At 42.6% G+C, this 17,680-nt stretch carries 17 protein-coding genes, 2 pseudogenes and 1 riboswitch; of the genes and pseudogenes, 15 read left to right on the top strand and 4 right to left on the bottom strand.

All coding sequences use genetic code 11. The features are described 5' to 3' along the window. Nucleotides 1-77 precede the first annotated feature (77 nt). From ABWW58_RS11890 to ABWW58_RS11880, 3 genes are all read left to right on the top strand, one after another. On the top strand, nucleotides 78-851 hold the full coding sequence (locus tag ABWW58_RS11890; RefSeq protein WP_353869345.1) for a CapA family protein: 774 nt from the start codon (nucleotides 78-80) through the stop codon (nucleotides 849-851). Beyond that, a complete protein-coding gene (locus tag ABWW58_RS11885; RefSeq protein WP_353869344.1) occupies nucleotides 785-1,318 on the top strand; it encodes a CapA family protein in 534 nt (177 codons plus the stop codon). The genes ABWW58_RS11890 and ABWW58_RS11885 overlap by 67 nt, the downstream gene beginning before the upstream one ends. Nucleotides 1,319-1,456: 138 nt before the next feature. Further along, entirely contained in the window at nucleotides 1,457-3,076 is a 1,620-nt protein-coding gene (locus ABWW58_RS11880; RefSeq protein WP_353869343.1) for a CapA family protein, read from the top strand. Nucleotides 3,077-3,377: 301 nt separating this feature from the next. Here ABWW58_RS11880 and ABWW58_RS11875 read toward each other — a convergent pair. Then, nucleotides 3,378-3,623: pseudogene (locus tag ABWW58_RS11875) on the bottom strand (LysR substrate-binding domain-containing protein); the annotation flags it as partial. Between the two features lie 21 nt (nucleotides 3,624-3,644). Then, a complete protein-coding gene (locus tag ABWW58_RS11870; protein WP_353869342.1) occupies nucleotides 3,645-3,836 on the bottom strand; it encodes a type 2 periplasmic-binding domain-containing protein in 192 nt (63 codons plus the stop codon). On the opposite strand from ABWW58_RS11870, the pseudogene ABWW58_RS11865 reads away from it, so the two are divergent. Continuing rightward, a pseudogene (locus tag ABWW58_RS11865) lies at nucleotides 3,799-4,032 on the top strand (iron chaperone); the annotation flags it as partial. The gene ABWW58_RS11870 and the pseudogene ABWW58_RS11865 overlap by 38 nt on opposite strands. A gap of 351 nt (nucleotides 4,033-4,383) precedes the next feature. Here ABWW58_RS11865 and ABWW58_RS11860 read toward each other — a convergent pair. After that, nucleotides 4,384-5,391, bottom strand: coding sequence for an SDR family oxidoreductase (locus tag ABWW58_RS11860; protein ID WP_353869341.1), 1,008 nt, complete (start codon nucleotides 5,389-5,391; stop codon nucleotides 4,384-4,386). 993 nt (nucleotides 5,392-6,384) lie between these two features. Beyond that, nucleotides 6,385-6,532, top strand: a riboswitch (cyclic di-AMP (ydaO/yuaA leader). A 129-nt stretch (nucleotides 6,533-6,661) separates the two neighbouring features. On the opposite strand from ABWW58_RS11860, the gene ABWW58_RS11855 reads away from it, so the two are divergent. Beyond that, nucleotides 6,662-8,695 (top strand): KUP/HAK/KT family potassium transporter, encoded by a 2,034-nt coding sequence (locus ABWW58_RS11855; RefSeq protein ID WP_353869340.1) that lies wholly within the window; start codon nucleotides 6,662-6,664, stop codon nucleotides 8,693-8,695. 109 nt (nucleotides 8,696-8,804) lie between these two features. Here ABWW58_RS11855 and ABWW58_RS11850 read toward each other — a convergent pair whose 3' ends face one another. Further along, nucleotides 8,805-9,497, bottom strand: a complete 693-nt coding sequence (locus ABWW58_RS11850) for a tyrosine-protein phosphatase (RefSeq protein ID WP_353869339.1) — start codon at nucleotides 9,495-9,497, stop codon at nucleotides 8,805-8,807. Nucleotides 9,498-9,813: 316 nt separating this feature from the next. Between ABWW58_RS11850 and ABWW58_RS11845 the strand changes: the two genes are divergently transcribed. The 10 genes from ABWW58_RS11845 (at nucleotide 9,814) to ABWW58_RS11800 (ending at nucleotide 17,660) form a co-directional block, all read left to right on the top strand. Next, nucleotides 9,814-10,338 (top strand): LptM family lipoprotein, encoded by a 525-nt coding sequence (locus ABWW58_RS11845; protein ID WP_353869338.1) that lies wholly within the window; start codon nucleotides 9,814-9,816, stop codon nucleotides 10,336-10,338. Between the two features lie 113 nt (nucleotides 10,339-10,451). Further along, nucleotides 10,452-11,390: a WD40/YVTN/BNR-like repeat-containing protein gene (locus ABWW58_RS11840; protein WP_353869337.1), complete on the top strand. Its 939-nt coding sequence runs from the start codon at nucleotides 10,452-10,454 to the stop codon at nucleotides 11,388-11,390. Continuing rightward, nucleotides 11,371-11,568, top strand: a complete 198-nt coding sequence (locus ABWW58_RS11835) for a hypothetical protein (RefSeq protein WP_353869336.1) — start codon at nucleotides 11,371-11,373, stop codon at nucleotides 11,566-11,568. The genes ABWW58_RS11840 and ABWW58_RS11835 overlap by 20 nt, the downstream gene beginning before the upstream one ends. Beyond that, nucleotides 11,565-12,215 (top strand): hypothetical protein, encoded by a 651-nt coding sequence (locus tag ABWW58_RS11830; protein ID WP_353869335.1) that lies wholly within the window; start codon nucleotides 11,565-11,567, stop codon nucleotides 12,213-12,215. Before ABWW58_RS11835 ends, ABWW58_RS11830 begins: the two co-directional genes overlap by 4 nt. Before the next feature lie 709 nt (nucleotides 12,216-12,924). Beyond that, nucleotides 12,925-13,734: a pyrroline-5-carboxylate reductase family protein gene (locus ABWW58_RS11825; protein WP_353869334.1), complete on the top strand. Its 810-nt coding sequence runs from the start codon at nucleotides 12,925-12,927 to the stop codon at nucleotides 13,732-13,734. Between the two features lie 2 nt (nucleotides 13,735-13,736). Beyond that, nucleotides 13,737-14,507 carry a VOC family protein gene (locus ABWW58_RS11820; RefSeq protein WP_353869333.1) on the top strand — a complete coding sequence of 257 codons (771 nt, stop codon included), beginning with the start codon at nucleotides 13,737-13,739 and terminating at the stop codon, nucleotides 14,505-14,507. A gap of 11 nt (nucleotides 14,508-14,518) precedes the next feature. Beyond that, entirely contained in the window at nucleotides 14,519-15,403 is an 885-nt protein-coding gene (locus tag ABWW58_RS11815; RefSeq protein WP_353869332.1) for a transporter substrate-binding domain-containing protein, read from the top strand. A 22-nt stretch (nucleotides 15,404-15,425) separates the two neighbouring features. Further along, the gene (locus tag ABWW58_RS11810) at nucleotides 15,426-16,124 is read left to right on the top strand and encodes an amino acid ABC transporter permease (protein WP_353869331.1); all 699 of its coding nucleotides are present in this window, start codon (nucleotides 15,426-15,428) and stop codon (nucleotides 16,122-16,124) included. 14 nt (nucleotides 16,125-16,138) lie between these two features. Next, nucleotides 16,139-16,933 (top strand): amino acid ABC transporter permease, encoded by a 795-nt coding sequence (locus ABWW58_RS11805; protein ID WP_353869330.1) that lies wholly within the window; start codon nucleotides 16,139-16,141, stop codon nucleotides 16,931-16,933. Further along, on the top strand, nucleotides 16,920-17,660 hold the full coding sequence (locus tag ABWW58_RS11800) for an amino acid ABC transporter ATP-binding protein (protein WP_353869329.1): 741 nt from the start codon (nucleotides 16,920-16,922) through the stop codon (nucleotides 17,658-17,660). Before ABWW58_RS11805 ends, ABWW58_RS11800 begins: the two co-directional genes overlap by 14 nt. Nucleotides 17,661-17,680 lie beyond the last annotated feature (20 nt).

Genomic DNA, 17,680 nt, shown 5'->3' with positions numbered 1-17,680 from the left:
CATGCGCTATGCTCGATCTATGGATGGCTTCTAGGAGACAGTGCCTATTATTCTCATGAAACAGAAGGCAATTTTCGATGCAGATTGCAGACAAGCTGTGGTGGGCCTATAAACGCTATATCCATCAGGTGGAACATGCACAGAAGGGAAAAGGAATCGAGGAGCATTTCGCTCGGCAAAATCTACATTTTGATCCGTCGAAGAGACTCGTTGAAGAATGTGCTGTTACGTTCTCGGCAGGAGGTGATCTCATGTCGAAGCCATTTCTTACCCGCGAGAGTGCTCAACATGTGTGGGATGAAATCTCCAACTTTTATTTCGATGCGGATATAGTCTACGCCAATCTTGAGTCCCTGATTACGCATGCTAATAGTAAGTATACGTTACCGCAACGAAAAACGACGCCGTCCATGAACAATTCTCCTGAGATGCTGGAGGTGTTTTATCGTGGTGGAAAGGGAATCACGTTCTTTGGAACAGCAAACGACCATTGCATGGATATGGGAACGGAAGGTCTTGTAGGCACACTTGATCTTTTAGATGCACACAATTGTGTGCATACGGGCACGGCGCGGACTGAATCTGAACGCGACGATCTATTAATCATTGAAAAAAATGGCGTGCGCATCGCTTTTTTAGCTTACACATTTTCACTTCACTTAATGGGAAAAACACGCCGTCTAACAAACCATATATGGCGAACTACATCCGTCTCAATACACCAAATGTGGATCTTTCGCTTATCCAAAAGCAGATCGAAAGGCGAAGCTGAACCGAAAAGCCGATGTTGTGGAGTCTGGAGTATGAGCTCTATCCAACCCAAACGGTCATGCGAACCGCGAGAAGCCTAGCTACGCTGGGTACCGATGTGATTATTGGAAATCATCCACACTGCATTCAACCGATTGAACGGCTGCGCGCTTTGGATCCACTTACTAATTGTGAAAAAGATTCTCTTGTCGTATACGCTCTGGGCAATCTAATCGGAGATGCGGGATGTCCCGGCAACTGGAATTTAGCTAACCTGATAAAACTGCGTTTTTCCAAAGGCAAACAACAAGGAAGACAATCGACTTTTATAACGGATTTAAATGTAATGCCACTGTATGCCACGGCCAGGCGAGAGGGAGAACGCTATGCAGATCATCGACTGTTATCAATGCAAAAATTGGTAAAGGACCTTCGCGCCGGCAGGAATCTGTACGGCTTGGATGAAAATGAAGTGTTTCGTCTGGAGTACAGGATGCTGCGTGTGCTCGGCCCCGCAATTATGGCAAGCAACACGTCAGCACTGCCAAAAGATACAGTGGATGAATGAACAAGAGAACATCTAAATTCGTCATCCAATGCCTGTTCGATTCACTTCTCGCTCATTTGTTCAGTGGGAAATTCTGTGATTCGGGTAGATGTGGACTTAACAAAAGAAATGTTTGTTTTTTTAGAGAGGAGATTAATTATGGACAGAGAAGAAAGAAAATCTATGGAACATTTGCTTAAATTTTTTACAGGGATGGATGAAGAAAATATTAAAACGGCATTGAACCCTTTCTGTAACGGAACTTGGGAACTGCCTGATACCAGTAATTATGAAGAAAAGAGGTTTGTGGAAAATCTGTTTAACCAACTAACAAAAGTGGATACAAAAGTGATTGCCGAGACACTGAAAGCTGTACTTAAAGAGGGCCAAAATGGGGAACCGGACGTTAGAATTCTTGATCCGGATTTTGGAATCCCGCCGAATAGCGATGTAGATAAGCGAAAACTGGCTAGGGCAGCGGTCCTCCTTTGCAGTTATATCTTTTATGATCAATTCCATTATCCACAGCCACAAGTTGGAGAATATGATATTGCAGGTAGTAAGTTCGAAAAATTGAAATGGCTGTATCGTTATTGGTTCAACCAATTGGAAGTTGCAGAAAGGGGATCTGGATTAGAAGAATATTTTAGAGTTCAAAACTTGGATTTTACACTGCAAGATTTCAATGTGGAATACGAAGTTTCCTTAACCTCAGCCGGTGATCTTCTCGCAGTTGATGTGCTAACTCCTGAGAATACGCCACATTTGTTTGACGGAATACAAGATTTCTATCGTTCCGCAGATATAGTCTGCGCAAATCTTGAATCGACTGTGGACAAAGATCGTCCGATTGGACGCACTCAGGAGAAAGGGCAGCCGGCAAGGATGAATACCAGTGAGGCAATGTTCTGGAAATTCCGCAAAGAAGGCGGCATCAACTATTTTAGCACAGCGAATAACCATGCTCTTGACTGGGGGGAGCAGGGAGTGTTAGCTACTTTGAATGTACTAAAGCAATCTGGAGCTTATCACTCTGGAACCAACAATAATTTGACGGAACAAGAGGATGTTCTGGTTATTGAGAAAAACGGCATCAGAATCGCCATGCTCTCGTACACCTTTGATGTAAATGGAAACAAATGTCCGGATGGTAAAACATATTTGGTTAATGAAGTTCGTTTTAACGATGAGGAATGCGACCTGTCAATGGTTAAAAAACACGTTGCTCGAGCCAAAGAAAAGAAAGCGGATCTCATTATAGCCTGTTGCCATTGGGGGTGGGAGTTTGAGATGTATCCGCATAATAATATTGCACGTGTGGCGAAAAGAATTCTGGCAAGTGGTGTAGACGTTATATTGGGCAATCATCCGCATGTCAGTCAACCGATGGAGCGTACCTCATTATTGGATAAATCCCTTGATTATCCCAACGGCCTAATCGTTTATGCTTATGGGGATTTTGTCAGCTACCACCCGGAGAGTAGAAACTCCAAGATCGCCTACATGACCAAATTTGATATTGTTAAAGGAAGATTTAGATCAAACGGGACTACAGAAACACGAATCACCAACTTAAAGATGCTTCCAATTTATATCCTTAACGAAAAGTTGGCCGATGGAAGCTATGACTGCCGTATTCTTAAATTTAAGGATGTTTATGAAAATCCCGAAAAATATAGACTGACAGAATTGGAAAAAAAACAGTTACCACATTTGAATGATGTTGTTCTTCATGATATTCTGCTGCCCAAGGAACATGATGGTTTATTAGTCGAGTAAAGGTAAGTATGTCACTAGCGTTGCTTCAAGTATTCTCGTGCAAAAATAGCTGAGGGATGGATAATTTCATTGATAAGGTAGTTGAATGCATAGAGAACAGGAAACGATTCACGAAGCTAAAGCAGTATAGTCCTAGCATTTTACCAGATGAGACCACGGGGGTGATCCTCTATGGTCTTTTTATTATCCGATGATTACTTTGAAAAGATTAAATCTCTATAGGGACAATCATAAGAAGGTGACCCTTGGAGAAAAGTTTGCTAGTTCAAAGATCAAGTGACAGATAACCTACAACAGTTTGTTATTCCTTCCTCCATTCCTCTGCCTGTTCTTTTACTAAATTGATGAATGCTTGGTTAGCGGGAGACAGCCATTTGTTTTTATGATAGATCATCTGCGTCTTAATCCGTTCGTCCTTGGTAAGAATACAGGTCAGTTCATGATTGATCCATTCTATTTTCACAGTAATTAAAGGTAAAAAAGAAACGCCTAATCCACACATGATGCACTGTTTCAATGCTTCGACACTCCAGAATTCAAGCGTATTCTTTGGAAGATAATCGTGGGCTTACAGCATTTCTTCGAAGATGTAGCGATAGGCACATCCGCGGTCGGTATATAAAATGACTTCATCAGCAGGAATAAAGTCTATCATGTTTTTTCCTGCTCTATTGGCTTGCTGATTTGAGAGGACGAGAGCCATCTTTTCAGTTACCAGAGGTACGCAGCATAAGTCTTCATTAGTGATCAACTTTTCCATGAGAAAAGCAAGATCCAATTGGGAGCTTGCAGGGATTGAGCATTTTTCTGCTGACATTGTGCAGGCTGGTTATGATCATACCAAGATGTTAATGCGCTTTCCGTGGGATCGTCCGCTTGATTACGCATTGCTTGAGAAGATGATTGCATTTAATATCGCAGACAAAGCAGATTGTGCAACGTTTTGGCGGAAGTAAAAAAAGATCCCTCACTTCAGCACGGAGCTATAGTGCTGAAAAGGGACGGTGAGTGAGTACATAGAGAACAGGAAACTATTCACTAAGCTAAAGCAGTATAGTTTCTAGTCCTCTTCCCGTTCACTCGAGTCCTCAATAAAATTACTCAACTGTCTCATCATCGTTCAATATTTCACTCAAGGTATACATAGTTAACGTCATTTGGCTCTTGCCCCGGAACAAGCAGGAATGATTCACCCTTCTGATGAAATTGTGCAGGCGGTTATGATCGCCCCTGCCACTGACTCACCTTGGTATAAAAAAAGATAGGGATGAGTCTTTTTCTCCGTTTTTAATGGATAACCTTAAAAGTTAGGAATTTGTTGATTCTCCACCATCTACATGAAGAACTTGCCCAGTAACATGCCGAGAATCATCGGATGCTAAATAAACAAAGGTAGGGACGACTTCGAATGGTTGAGCCATGCGGTTAAATAAATTCGTTCCGTGCAAGGCGTTTACATCAGAAGAAAAGCTCGCCGGAATAAGAGGAGTCCAAACACGACCAGGTGCGATGGCATTGACACGAATCTGACGTTTGGCAAGGCTTTTTGCTAAAGAACGGGTCCAGCCAACAATGGCTGCCTTTGTAGCCGAATAATCAATTAATAACGGTTCACCTGCGTAGGCGACCACAGAGGCAGTTCCAATAATTGAACTTCCTCCTTTTAAGTAGGGAAGTGCAGCTCTTGTTGTATAAAAATGGGAATAAATATTCAATTTAAAAGTTTCATCAAATTGTTCGTCCGTAATATCAGTAAGATCATTTTGCTGAAACTGAACCCCGACATGATTACACAATACATCTAGCTTCCCAAAGGTTTTAATGGTTTCGTGTACAATGTGCTCACATTGTTCTTTTTTTCGAAGATCTCCCGGTAGTAGTAGACAGCTTTGGCCAAACGCTTCAATTCTTCTTTTTGTTCGTTGGGCGTCTTCGTGCTCATCTAAATAAGCAATCACAACATTTGCCTCTTCTTTTGCAAAAGCAATCGCTGCTGCTGCCCCCATTCCACTGTCACCACCAGTAATAAGAGCCACTTTATTTTTTAATTTGCCACTTCCTTTATAATGGGGGTTTTCAATAATGGGTCTTGGAACCATTAAATCTTCAAGTCCAGGTTGTCTCAATTGTCTTTGCTCCGGTTGAGTCAAGGGTACCTCTTCATATCGAGTGATTTTTCCATACACAGGATAATGCGGATATGGATCTTGCTTTTTATTGTCTTCAAACCATTTTTGATAAGCACGAATTTGCTCAAGTTCTTCCGTAGATAATGAGTGATGGTGTTGCGGGTTATACTCATTTTGATTGTTCATAACGAATGCCTCCTCCATTTCATAGGCTATGATTAGCCATTTTCTTATGTGAAGAAAAGCTGGCTGACTGTTTATAAACGAAGGAGGTGACAATAAGATGCGCGTCGAATTTATGCCTCAGGTCACACGTTTATTGGAAAATGTAGAAACTGAATTATCGTTCGATTATTTACAGTATAGCTGGACCACCCCAACTATTGCTGTTAGACCCCCTTACTATAGCCATCCCGTCTATAAGCCATATTATCCAAACCTATAATGCGATCTATCAGTGGGCTCTTTCTGCTGTTAAGGTGAGGGAGTATTAGTTAATCCAAAACTGGGCTGAATCCATAGGGATTTAGCCTTTCTTACACGTTAAGAAAGTATAGCGTTTTGCCTTGCCGGTACAACGATAAGGTCATAAGATTCGGTTGGGCGATCAGGTAAGCGCCCAATCTGAGAAATAAACGGAAAAATTCCGCTTAATTAGAAAATGAATGAAAAAATTGCTTAAATAGACGGAGAAATTCCGCTTATCGAATCGAAAAACGTGAAAATGGAGGATTTTTCTGTGAATAAGCGAAAAAATTACCCTTATTTACCTGTGAAACAAGCGTCATGATGCAAATAACCGGAAAATCTCCGCTTATTTTATTCCGGCCGCGTTACTTAATTAAGGACCGGGCGCTTTTTGCCCGGTTTTTCAAATCACGATTGGTCTTAATCAAACGTTTGATTTATTCGGTGCAAATGATAGGGCACAAGTTACCTTTTTCCGCCCTTATGGTGACATAGGTGATCACCCGATTGAGAATGAGTCCGAACCCAATGCAAACAGCTGCAGTGATTCGTCCATTGCTGCTAGCCAACCAGTCTTCAATTAGAGGCAGTCTTGAAAGGATTCCGATCAGATCCATAATATAAACTGGGGGCAGAAATGACCACATCCTCTGCATTGTTCTTCTTTACATCATGCACTGCCAAGCGTATAATAACCTCGAAAATTAAATCATTCTTTATTCGCTGAATCCGTCAGGAGCGGGGGAACCAACTTTGTGATGCTGGGCATCACTTGGGGTGAATCCTTCAACGTAAGGACGGGCTACTCTCATGGTCCGAATCCGACAGCTAACTTCGTAAGCGTTAAGAGAGAGGGTGTGAACTGATGATCGAAAATTAATTCGACCGCGGGGATGATTCTCTGTGGTCTTTTTGTCGTTTCATTTTTTAATGAAGTGCCCGTGATTGGTACAGAAAAAAATATTTTTTCGAGGAGATCAATTAACTAATGGATAGTAAAATGAACCAACGCTTGTCGATGGGTGGGATGTTGGTTACTTTGGGGATTGTCTATGGTGACATTGGTACGTCACCATTGTACGTGATGAATGCGATTATTTCGGATGCTGGGAAAATGCAGTATGCCGTACCCGACTATATCATTGGCTCAATCTCATTGATATTCTGGACACTTATGATCATAACAACAGTAAAATATGTCCTCATTGCGATGCGCGCAGATAATAATCATGAAGGTGGCATTTTCGCTTTATATGCTTTAATTCGCAATCGCGCCCGTTGGCTGACCTTTCCTGCACTCATCGGTGGCGCTGCGCTCTTAGCGGATGGAACGTTAACACCGGCTGTGTCTGTAACATCAGCGATCGAAGGGTTAAAAGGGCAGCATATTGGTCCACTTGAATTTAGTGATCATCAATTCGTTGTCGTACTCATTGTGACGGCGATCTTATTAGGCCTGTTTTTGATTCAGCACTTTGGAACAGAGGTAATCGGGCGGTCCTTTGGGCCAATGATGCTTCTATGGTTCGTTTTTATCGGTGTCCTCGGTTTTATGAATATGCTGAGCCATTTAGAAATTTTAAAAGCACTGTCTCCAGTTTATGCGATTCAATTTCTCTTTAGTCCGGTCAATAAAGCAGGCATTTTTATTCTCGGCAGTGTCTTCTTGGCAACGACAGGAGCGGAGGCGCTTTACTCGGACATGGGCCATGTTGGAAAGAAAAATATTTATGGCAGCTGGCCTTTTGTGTCTCTTATGCTGATGCTTAACTATATGGGGCAAGGCGCGTGGGTGATCGGTCATTACCAAAGTGCTGCTTATCGTAATCTTCTTGATGTTAATCCTTTTTATGAAATGCTTCCGCATCAAATAAGATTATTTGCCATTGTGCTTGCGACCTTGGCAGCAATCATTGCTTCGCAAGCGTTGATTACAGGCAGTTATACATTAGTAAATGAAGCAATTGGCTTAAAGTTTCTGCCTCGAATGTTGATTAAACGTCCGAGTAACACGCGGAGTCAAATGTATATTCCAACTGTTAATTGGTTTTTGTGTATCAGTACACTCATTATTGTCTGGTTATTTCAAACCTCACAGCATATGGAAGCCGCTTATGGGTTAGCAATAACCATAACCATGTTGATGACCACCTTGCTGCTGTTTGCGTTTATCAAGAGCAGGCTTAATCAAGCAGTTGCTTTTGGGATGGTTCTATTCTTTGGTTTGATTGAGGTTCTCTTCCTGATGGCAAGCCTCGTTAAGTTTGTCCATGGGGGCTACTTGACACTTTTAATTACACTATTGATTCTTTCGGTTATGGTTGTTTGGTATTTCGGCAACAAGCAGCGTGAAAATTATGAACGCACAAGTGAATATGTTTCGTTATTGGATTATCGTAAACAGTTAGTTCAACTGAGTAAGGACAGCACGGAGCCGCTTTATAGTACGAACTTAGTTTATATGACCAAAATTGGTCCACATTACAGCATTAAACGGAAAGTCCTGTATTCAATTCTTGATAAGCGACCGAAACGGGCAAAAGTGTATTGGTTTGTAACGGTTAATGAAACGGATGCCCCGTATGAGAACCAGTATACGGTAGATATGCTGGGTACTCGTAATATCATTAGTGTACAGCTCTATCTGGGCTTTAAGAATTCACAACATGTTAATATTTATGTTCGGCAGATCGTTAACGATCTTATTGATGAAAAAGTCATTGATACGCAATATCCTAAATACACAACGCTTAAAAATAGGCGTGTCGGTGATTTTAAATTTGTTGTCACCACGGAGCAGTTAATGGATTTAGCGACAGATCCAAAGATGAATCGCTGGGATCGTTTATTGATCGGAGGTCGTATCTTTCTACAAAATATCACGACTTCCCCGGCTATTTGGTACGGGTTAAAATTTAGTGAAGTTGTTGAGGAAGCCGTTCCTTTAGTACTTTATAATCCGGAAGTTTTACGCTTAGATCAAAAAGGAATTCGCCATGCGGTTAAAGATACGAAAAAATAAGGTGAACTATGGCATTTGAGAAAAAGCCAAACTAATAAAAAACGAGAGGAATAAAAAATTCCCTCTCGTTTTTTTTAGCTTCTTTTACATGAAATCCTCTTACATCGTCTCAGAACAGCTTGTTTTTCAACGATGTGATCTCATCCGGATGCATACCAACTTGCTGAAGATAGTCTTGGACCGTACCATATGTTTCAAAGAAATGATTCAGTGTCGTTTCCATGTACTCCATATCGGAGCGACCGGTAAAATCCGGAAGCTCCGGGTGATGATACAGTAATTCGCGTATTCTGAGCCGCAAATAGGTATAGGAAATTTGATAGTCTGCGAGAATGTCGCTGATGCCGACACCGGCAATAAGAAGCAGCAATGCGGCTACAACACCGGTACGGTCTTTGCCGACATAGCAATGGATGAAAACGGCGCCTTTTTGCCGAATGATGATACTGAGAATCCGTTTGATCGCGGGAAAATCAGCAAGCATCTCTGCGTACAGCAAGGGGACTTCGGCTTTCGAAGCAGGATTGCGATTGCCAAATGCAAATGGGCAATGAAAATAATTAAAGTCGGCGGATCGTTCAAAGGCGCTTGGCAACCGCTCTATTTCCGGTTTTGAACGGAAGTCGAGCGCTGTTGTGACGCCAAAGTTTTTCAATAGCACTGCATCTTCCGGGCTGAATGACTCCGGTACATCACTGCGGATGATCCTTCCGAACGCTGTAATCCTGCCGTCATTTGTTAGATAACCGCCTAGATCCCGCGTATTCACCGTGCAGGAAAGGGGAATTCTTCGTGTTGGCATGACTGTACCTCACTGGTTCTTATCTAGATTAAGGTATTCCGTGCTCATTATATCACGGTGGGAGTAGTCCATTTATCAATCGTGTGTTTGGCAGTGATCTAGAAAACTAACTTTGCTAATCCCAAGAGAGCGTATCGCCCCTCAAAGGGGTTGTTAGAGATCCAATGAAAGATCCCCGCTCTGGGGCAACTCGTATGCTGTCACTAAATTAGAATCGTTACCTTTTATGGAAACGGGGTTTTTCCAGCAGAACAGAGAGAACTGGGCTATGCTAAAATAGCAACGAGGCTACTGGTTTATTTGGAGGTGTCTTGCCATGAAAAAAATAAATAGGCTCGTGCTTTGTGTTACGATCATTGCTTTAATCACGGGATGTGGACAAGATCATGCAAACGATGAAACAAAGTCCAAACCATCCGATTCGACAGCGAAGAAAGTCATGCAAGCGAGTCAAGAATCGTCATCATACAATAATTCCTCTGTCACGGAATCTTCATCCAGTCAAAAAACGACCATCGAAAGCTCAACTTTAACTGTTGCTTCGACAGGTGCATTGTCGGGCGAAAGTCAAGAAGGATCAGCGTCAAATGATTCAGCAACCAACAGTCAAACGTTCGTAGCCAATGCGGATGAAGCAGTTAATGTATTGAAGACCCATTTAAAAGAAGGACAAGATTCGGATATTCAGTTCGAACCGCTGGATGTGCATAAGAAAAAAGATTCAAGAGGCTACTATTATCTCATTCGAGAAGAATCGAAAGAACTTCTTGAAAAAGGCGGCTCCGGGACAGTCGGGATTTACAAGGTATATGATGACGACAATTATCAATTAAACGAATGACAATCGTTTGCTTACCGCCAACGAGGACATGAATTTGTATAGTCTGCGCCCCTTTGGTATTGTGAAAGCAAATCCCCAAAATTCCCCATAAATTAATAGAGGGAGTCCTTTCTTTGAAAACGGTAGTACTTAGTGTATGCGGGTTCATAATGATCGCCTTGATCATGACTCTAGTTAATTACGAAAATCTGATCAGCTTCATACCGGTACGCAGTCACAGTCAGGTCACTGGTGCGCAGGAAAAGCCTAAGCAACCGCAATCTGAGCCGCTGCGTCCTGTCACGAATGACACGATAAGCTACACGTTACAGAATAATGCGTTGAACATAACTTATGACAATGGGAAGAGCTGGGTCAAGGTTCCTGTTGAACAAGCTCAATTATTTGCCGGAGAATATAACGGAAACAAGCAGGAATTGATTGACGGGAGCTATCTGCTAACCAAATATCGAACGGCATTCCTGCATTCAGCAGGTTCGAACCCGAAAAATAAAAGAATTGTGTTCACCTATTCTCTTGATCAAGGAAAAACGTGGCACCATTCCACTGTAACGGCCTCTTTTACAGCTTTGCGATTTAGAAAAACAGCTTTTATAAATGAACACTTCGGCTATGTCATCATATCTGGTGATCGAACGATGTCTCAGGAAAGTTCAAGAGTCTTTTTAACACAGGATGGAGGACGCAGCTGGAAGGAAACCGCTTCTACAGGGGTTACGCAGTTAATTTCAGATGGCGGTTTTGTCAATGAATCTACCGGATTTTTGTCCTATGGAACCATTAATCCTGAAAATCCGGAGCTTTACGTGACAGAAGATGGAGGAAAGTCCTGGTCGAAGGCTGTGTTTACAATGCCCCAAAAATATCTCAAGATCTTTGTTACAGCGGAAATTCCAACAAGAGAAGGAAATCGCTTGGCCGTTCTCGTGAACCAAGGTCCAAATGGCGATTATGAAGGCGGAAAAGTGAACGGAAAGTTCATTTCAGAAAATAATGGACGAACATGGACTTTTTCCGAGGAGGTACAGCCGGATGAAAATCAACAGGAATAAATGGACGACGGTCTTGGGCTGGTGCTCATTATTGCTCGCCATCGGCTTTTTTGGTTTGCAGATTGGCTATTTAGTCATGCACCGTTTTTTTCAAGTAGAGTATATCGATAATCAACTCTTCTTTATTATCAACTGCTTGTGTTTTTTTGGAATCACAGTGTGCTCACGCGAAAAATGATATGGATTCTTTCCGGCGCGGCCATTCTGTTTTTCATTGTGAATGGAGTTCTGCTTGTTGAAAACAGTCAGGAAACCAACAACATAACCAGCATATCGCCTGATTGGAAGCATGTATTCGTTGTTAAAGAAAATCCGGCGACCGGAGCAGCTATTTATTATCGGAGCTACTATGGAATTTTTTGTCGACCTAAGCAGGTCCTTCCCTATAGAGTGAATGATCGGTATAAACTCAAATGGTTAGCGAATGATAGTGCCGCGCTGACGTACACAGGTGCAAATGATAAGATTCAGCAATTCATTGGTACGTACGGAGATCGCGGCGGGGGCAGATCTTACTATTATGTGGGTGCGGAAATTCATGGACAATGGCAGGGTGGAAGCGCATTAGTGATCAGCAACACAAAAGGCATTTCAGTTACTGAAGCTGGCACGACCGAATTATTTCAATGGGACAGTATCGTTCAGTTTGGCACTCTGGCTGTTGTGCTGAAGAGAGAGGATCAAGCCGTGTGGACGTTGTCATTAAATAAAGATTTTGAGATTCATTCGGACGCTTCTGAACCGGCCACCGGAACCATCCGTTTGTACCGCGCGACAATGGAAAACAATGAGCCGTTAACGCTGCGCAATGAGCCATTGAACTAGTATCCGTTCAAGAAATTCATTTGTGATAAATTTCCAATCTAGTAAAATGGTTTTTTACATCAATGATCTTATAGCTCAAATAACCTATGATCAATGGGGACAACTAGGGTTAAGCGGTCTTTAATAGAATGAATGTCAAAGTAATGGAAGAATAATTCATTGACAACCTTAAAACATACTATTACCATAGGGTATATAGTTTTTGCAGTGCTAAATCGTGATCAGAGGTGAGTGTAAGATGAAATTAGTTTCAATGATGCTAATGTGTTGTGTCCAATTCATGTGTATGAATCTAAATGGCTTTGTACGGCGCAGATCCATTGGTATCGAATTAACTGAGGCTGATTTCACTTGATAGTCACCCTTTACGAGTGAAAAAGTATTTTCGATTACAAACTATGGATGAATACGTCGTCTCTAAGCCCAATCAGCTTTAAGACGATTTTTTGTCCCATTGTTTAAGGAAACGATTAAAACATATCGTTTAAAAACTTATAATATTCAAAAAATAACTATCCGTTTTGATGAAATTTGTTTACAATAGTTAAAATAGACAGATTATTTTTTGGAAATGAACAGCGTTGCAGAAAAAGCGCTAGTGAGCGAAAAGAATTGATCGTACGCGATATGATAGTTCGTAGATAAGGCTAGCGTTCATCATGTTACTAAATATGTTTTCAATAAGTTAATTGTGGAGGGATATAGAGATATGACAAAGTCTTTATACGCCATTGGTGGCGGACAAATGGTTGAAGCGATCATTCGTGCGTCATTAAAGAACCAGGCGATTTCAGCGGATACAACACAGATTGTAGATATTAGCCCGAATCGGGTGCGCTACTTAGAGGAAAGCTACCACGTGACTGCAGACACAGAATTTCGACCTGAAGCGTTAGAAACTGCGGATGTTGTGCTATTGGGCGTTCGCCCGCAAGATGATTGGGCAGCAATTGCCAAACGGATTGGCGCGAGCGGCCTGAAGAAGCCGTTGGTCTCGATCATTGCCGGTGTCACGATCGAGCAATTGGAGCATGCACTGGAAATTCCTGATTATCCGCTTGTTCGTATTATTCCGAACACGCTCACGGATACAGGTTTTGGAGTTACTGGAGCAGCGCTGAACGCAGCAGCAAAGCAAGCGGACGTCGATGAATTTCTGAAGAGTTTCGGAAAAGTTGACTATATTCCTGAAGAACAAATTGATAGTTATACCGGTTATGCGATTGCCGGGCCAAATTATGTGTACAATTTCTATCTTGCACTGACCAATGCCGGCGTGCTTGGCGGACTATCGAGAAAACAAGCGAATGAAATAGCGCTGGAGAACCTTCAGGGCGCAGCGAAAATGCTCGAAATTACCGGCAAACACCCTTATGAACTTCTGGATATCAATAACTCGGCAGGCGGTGTAGGCATCACAGCGCAACATGAACTTGATGCAAGCGACTTTGCAGCAGGTGTTCAAAATGCTGTACTCGCAGCGATCCGAAGGACAACAGAATTAGGAAAAGGGGAGTAAACATGGCTGTTTTAAATTGGGACCATACGATGATCAACGTTCAAAATGTCGATCAGGCAGCCCGCTTTTTCGGAGATCACGGCATCGTGTTTGCTCGTGGAGGGCGCCATGAAAAGTGGGGTACCGAAAATGCATTAGGTTATTTTGGTCTGAATTATATTGAATTAATCTCTGTATATGATGAGGCACGTGCCAAGAACTTTCCACGTGCAGGAGCTTCCGCAGTGTATGACGCCGTTCACGATTACGAGCAAAACGTGCAGCGGATCAACACTCTCGCGATTCGAACATCGGACATCGAAGCGACACACGCACGTTTAAAGCAAGCCGGCGTTCCTGCCGGAGACATCGAGGTCGGCAAACGTCTGGACGAACAAGGGCATCTGATCACTTGGTCGATTTTCTTCATTGACGGCACCATTGATGGTTTGCCTTATCCGTTTTTCATTCAATGGCAGGGTAGTGATGAGACGCGCGAGCAGAAACTTAAAGATCAGGGACTCATCGTGTCGCATCCTGCCGGTGATTTGCTGGCGAGACAAGCCGTTTTCCATGTGCCTGATCCGGAAAAAGCAGCCACTATTTGGGGCCAGCTGCTTGATGGTCAATCAGAAAAAACGGCTGCCGAATACCGCATACAGCTGCAAGATCGGCAATTGATTTTTAAACAGGGTTCGGAAAACCACATCGTTCAGCTTAATTTTGACGGTGCTGGTGATTCATTAAAACACCAAACACTTGTGTTTGACCAAATAAAATTTGCATTTAATTGAGGAGGAACAACATGAAGAAGTTAGACAAGATTATCATCGGTGTAATCGCGGCAGTTGTCATTGTCGCTGGAGGTATTTATTTTCTAGGTGGATTGGGTTCGAATAAATCGGCATCTTCCAATAAAGCAGCAAGTTCCGACAAGCCAAAGGTAATTAAAGTAGCCTATGCGACCACGAACTTCCCGATCACGTATCAAAACGACAAGAAGCAAGGTGACGGCTATGACGTTGCGATCATGCGTGAAATTGATAAGCAATTGCCTCAATATAAATTCGACTATGTCGGTACAAGTGATGATGACGTTTTAATCGGTGTTAAGAGCGGCAAGTACCAAGTCGGTGTTAAGAATATTTTCTATACAGCAGACCGCGCGAAGACCTATCTCTTTCCAAAGAACTATTTCGGTGTGAGTGACTCCGGCTTTGTTGTACGCACAAAAGATAAGGATAAATTTGGCGGGTTGGCGAAACTAGCTAAGAATAAGGGTAAACTCGTTCCCATTGCTCCGCAAAACGGACAATATGCGGTTATCGCTGATTACAACAAAAAAAATAATCCGAAGATCGATCTGGGAAGTGCCGATACATTCGTAGTTTCCGATGCGTTGAAGTGGGTCAACGAAGGCCGTTACGATGCATTCTTCGCGATCCGTCCAATGTTTGAAGCCAATGTCGAAAAGAAAAACGGTGCCAATGCTGATTTGAAAGACAAGCTGACCTACGTTACTCTAGGCGGAATCAAGACGTATCCGTTGTTTAATAAGAATCAGAAAGAATTCGCTGCAGCCTACGACAAAGCCATTAAGAAGATTATTGATTCCGGAAAGGCATCAGAACTCTCAGAGAAATACTTTGGCCAGGATAACTTCAAGTTGCTCGATCAGCCATTTAAGTAATCAAAAAGTTGAGGGTATGTAAATGGACAATATCAAATTAATTATCAATTTTTTGGGTCAGTTGCTGCCGGCCATTAACATCACCTTAATTGTTTCGTTATCATCAATTTTCTTAGGCAGTCTGCTTGGTTTGTTGCTGGCAGCGGCAAGATTGAGTGAGTCGGTTGTATTGCGGGTACTCGCAGGTATCTATGTGAGTATCATTCGGGCGACACCTTCAATCATCATGATTTTCGTCGTTTATTACGGCATGCCGCTGCTCTTTAATAGCTGGTTCCATACGAATATTGACGGTTGGAACCGCATGTACTTTGTCATTATTGCTTTGACACTGTTGTTTTCAGCACCGGTTTCTGAAATTTTTCGTTCAGCGTATGAGTCGATTTCCAAGGGGCAGATGGAGGCCGGGCTGATGGTCGGTATGACGCCATTCCAAACGTTTTATCGGATCATTTTGCCGCAATCCTTTGTCGTCGCGCTTCCAAACTTTGCTAATTCAGTTGTCAATCTTCTAAAAGAAGGGGCATTGACGTTTACTATCGGGGTTGTTGACATGGTCGCCAAGGCACAAATGATTGTCGCCAATAATTCGGGCGGCTATGCTTGGCAGACGTATTGCGCTTTAGCGTTGATCTATTGGGTTATTTCACTGGCGGTTGACAAAGGCGTGTCTCTGGTCGAGAAATCCTATCAGGCAAAAAGAAAGACGATTGCAGTTTAAGGGGGGCAGCTTCAATGTTATTAAATACAGATTTCATGGTAAAAGTCGCCCATACGGCCATTCAAGGTGTTCCCGTCACATTGCAGATTGTCTTGGTTGCGTTACTGATTTCATTGCCGATCGGTGTCTTATTTGCATTAATCAGGATCTATCGGATCAAAGGTTTGGAACTGATTGTGAAATTCTATGTGTCCTTGGTCCGAGGTACACCGATTATCGCACAGATTCTGATTGTGTACAGTGCATTTCCAAGTCTGTTAAATATAATGATTGGCAAGGCAGCCTTCAGTATTAATCCGATTTATTACGCGTACATCGTCTTTACATTGAACAGCATTGCGACTTTGACGGAAGTATTCCGTTCAGCGCTGCAGACGGTTGACAAAGGTCAGATGGAGGCTGGTCTGATGGTCGGGATGCAGCCGCGTCAGACCTTTTGGCGAATCATATTGCCGCAGGCGCTCATCTCGGCGCTGCCTAATATCGCGAACGCGACGCTCTACCTGATTAAGAATTCGTCTTTGGCTTTTATCATGTCTGTTAAAGATATTACTGCGATTGCGAAAACGGAGGCGGCTTTTAACTATAATTTTCTGGAAGCCTACCTGGTTGTATGGGTTTACTATCTGATTATCTGCTACTGTGCGGAAATCATTTTCAACCTGCTTGAGCGTTATTTCAGCAAGTATCGACGATCAGCAAAGAAATCAACCGGCTTTAACTGGAATCCTTTTAGTATTAAGCAACCAAAATTAGTAGTGAAAACAGATTTAACAGAAAGCGAGAGGACCAACAATGCTCACAATTGAAGGCCTGAAGAAAGGCTATGCAGGTAATGAAATTCTAAAGGGCATCAGCATTGATGTGAACAAGGGCGATGTGATTTCGATTATTGGGCCTAGCGGTTCCGGCAAGACGACGCTATTACGAACAATAACCACTTTAGAAGCGGCTGATGGCGGACATATTACATTTGCCGGAGTCGATAAAGATTTCGAGAAGTTAAATGGAAAAGACATAAACACAATTCGACGCAATGTCGGTTTTGTCTTTCAGAACTATAACCTTTTTAACAATAAAACGGCTTTGCAGAATATTACGGAAGGTTTAATCGTTGCACGCAAAGTGAAGAAAAGTGAAGCGGAGAAAATTGCTTTGGATGCACTTGAGCGGGTAGGTCTCTCGGATCGTAAAAACCACTATCCGTCACAGCTTTCCGGCGGACAGCAGCAGCGCGTCGGAATTGCTCGGGCGATTGCGCTGAATCCGGAGGTTATTTTCTTTGATGAGCCGACATCAGCCTTGGATCCGGAACTTGTCGGTGAAGTGCTGAAAGTCATGCAGGATTTGGCAAATTCAGGGACAACGATGGTTGTGGTTACACACCAGATGAGTTTTGCCCGTGACGTTTCTAATCGTGTGATTTTTATGGCGGACGGGCACATTGTCGAACAAGGCGATCCGAAAAAAATATTTGAGAATCCTTCTGAAGAACGAACAAAGAAGTTCTTGACGGACATCTTGGCGAGCGTGTGAAACTGTGTGATTTAAGCCGA

The organism is Sporolactobacillus caesalpiniae (assembly GCF_040513385.1).
In the GTDB taxonomy this organism is placed as follows: Bacteria; Bacillota; Bacilli; order Bacillales; family Sporolactobacillaceae; genus Sporolactobacillus.
The sequence above is the reverse complement of the archived record's forward strand: the minus strand, read 5'-3'. Positions and strand labels throughout refer to the sequence as shown.

Bases quoted from the DNA above. Each gene is read 5' to 3' on its own strand.
- ABWW58_RS11890 (WP_353869345.1), top strand. From the start codon at position 78: ATGCAGATTGCAGACAAGCTGTGGTGGGCCTATAAACGCTATATCCAT.
- ABWW58_RS11885 (WP_353869344.1), top strand. From the start codon at position 785: ATGTTGTGGAGTCTGGAGTATGAGCTCTATCCAACCCAAACGGTCATG.
- ABWW58_RS11880 (WP_353869343.1), top strand. From the start codon at position 1,457: ATGGACAGAGAAGAAAGAAAATCTATGGAACATTTGCTTAAATTTTTT.
- ABWW58_RS11870 (WP_353869342.1), bottom strand. From the start codon at position 3,836: ATGGAAAAGTTGATCACTAATGAAGACTTATGCTGCGTACCTCTGGTA.
- ABWW58_RS11860 (WP_353869341.1), bottom strand. From the start codon at position 5,391: ATGAACAATCAAAATGAGTATAACCCGCAACACCATCACTCATTATCT.
- ABWW58_RS11855 (WP_353869340.1), top strand. From the start codon at position 6,662: ATGGATAGTAAAATGAACCAACGCTTGTCGATGGGTGGGATGTTGGTT.
- ABWW58_RS11850 (WP_353869339.1), bottom strand. From the start codon at position 9,497: ATGCCAACACGAAGAATTCCCCTTTCCTGCACGGTGAATACGCGGGAT.
- ABWW58_RS11845 (WP_353869338.1), top strand. From the start codon at position 9,814: ATGAAAAAAATAAATAGGCTCGTGCTTTGTGTTACGATCATTGCTTTA.
- ABWW58_RS11835 (WP_353869336.1), top strand. From the start codon at position 11,371: ATGAAAATCAACAGGAATAAATGGACGACGGTCTTGGGCTGGTGCTCA.
- ABWW58_RS11830 (WP_353869335.1), top strand. From the start codon at position 11,565: ATGATATGGATTCTTTCCGGCGCGGCCATTCTGTTTTTCATTGTGAAT.
- ABWW58_RS11825 (WP_353869334.1), top strand. From the start codon at position 12,925: ATGACAAAGTCTTTATACGCCATTGGTGGCGGACAAATGGTTGAAGCG.
- ABWW58_RS11820 (WP_353869333.1), top strand. From the start codon at position 13,737: ATGGCTGTTTTAAATTGGGACCATACGATGATCAACGTTCAAAATGTC.
- ABWW58_RS11815 (WP_353869332.1), top strand. From the start codon at position 14,519: ATGAAGAAGTTAGACAAGATTATCATCGGTGTAATCGCGGCAGTTGTC.
- ABWW58_RS11810 (WP_353869331.1), top strand. From the start codon at position 15,426: ATGGACAATATCAAATTAATTATCAATTTTTTGGGTCAGTTGCTGCCG.
- ABWW58_RS11805 (WP_353869330.1), top strand. From the start codon at position 16,139: ATGTTATTAAATACAGATTTCATGGTAAAAGTCGCCCATACGGCCATT.
- ABWW58_RS11800 (WP_353869329.1), top strand. From the start codon at position 16,920: ATGCTCACAATTGAAGGCCTGAAGAAAGGCTATGCAGGTAATGAAATT.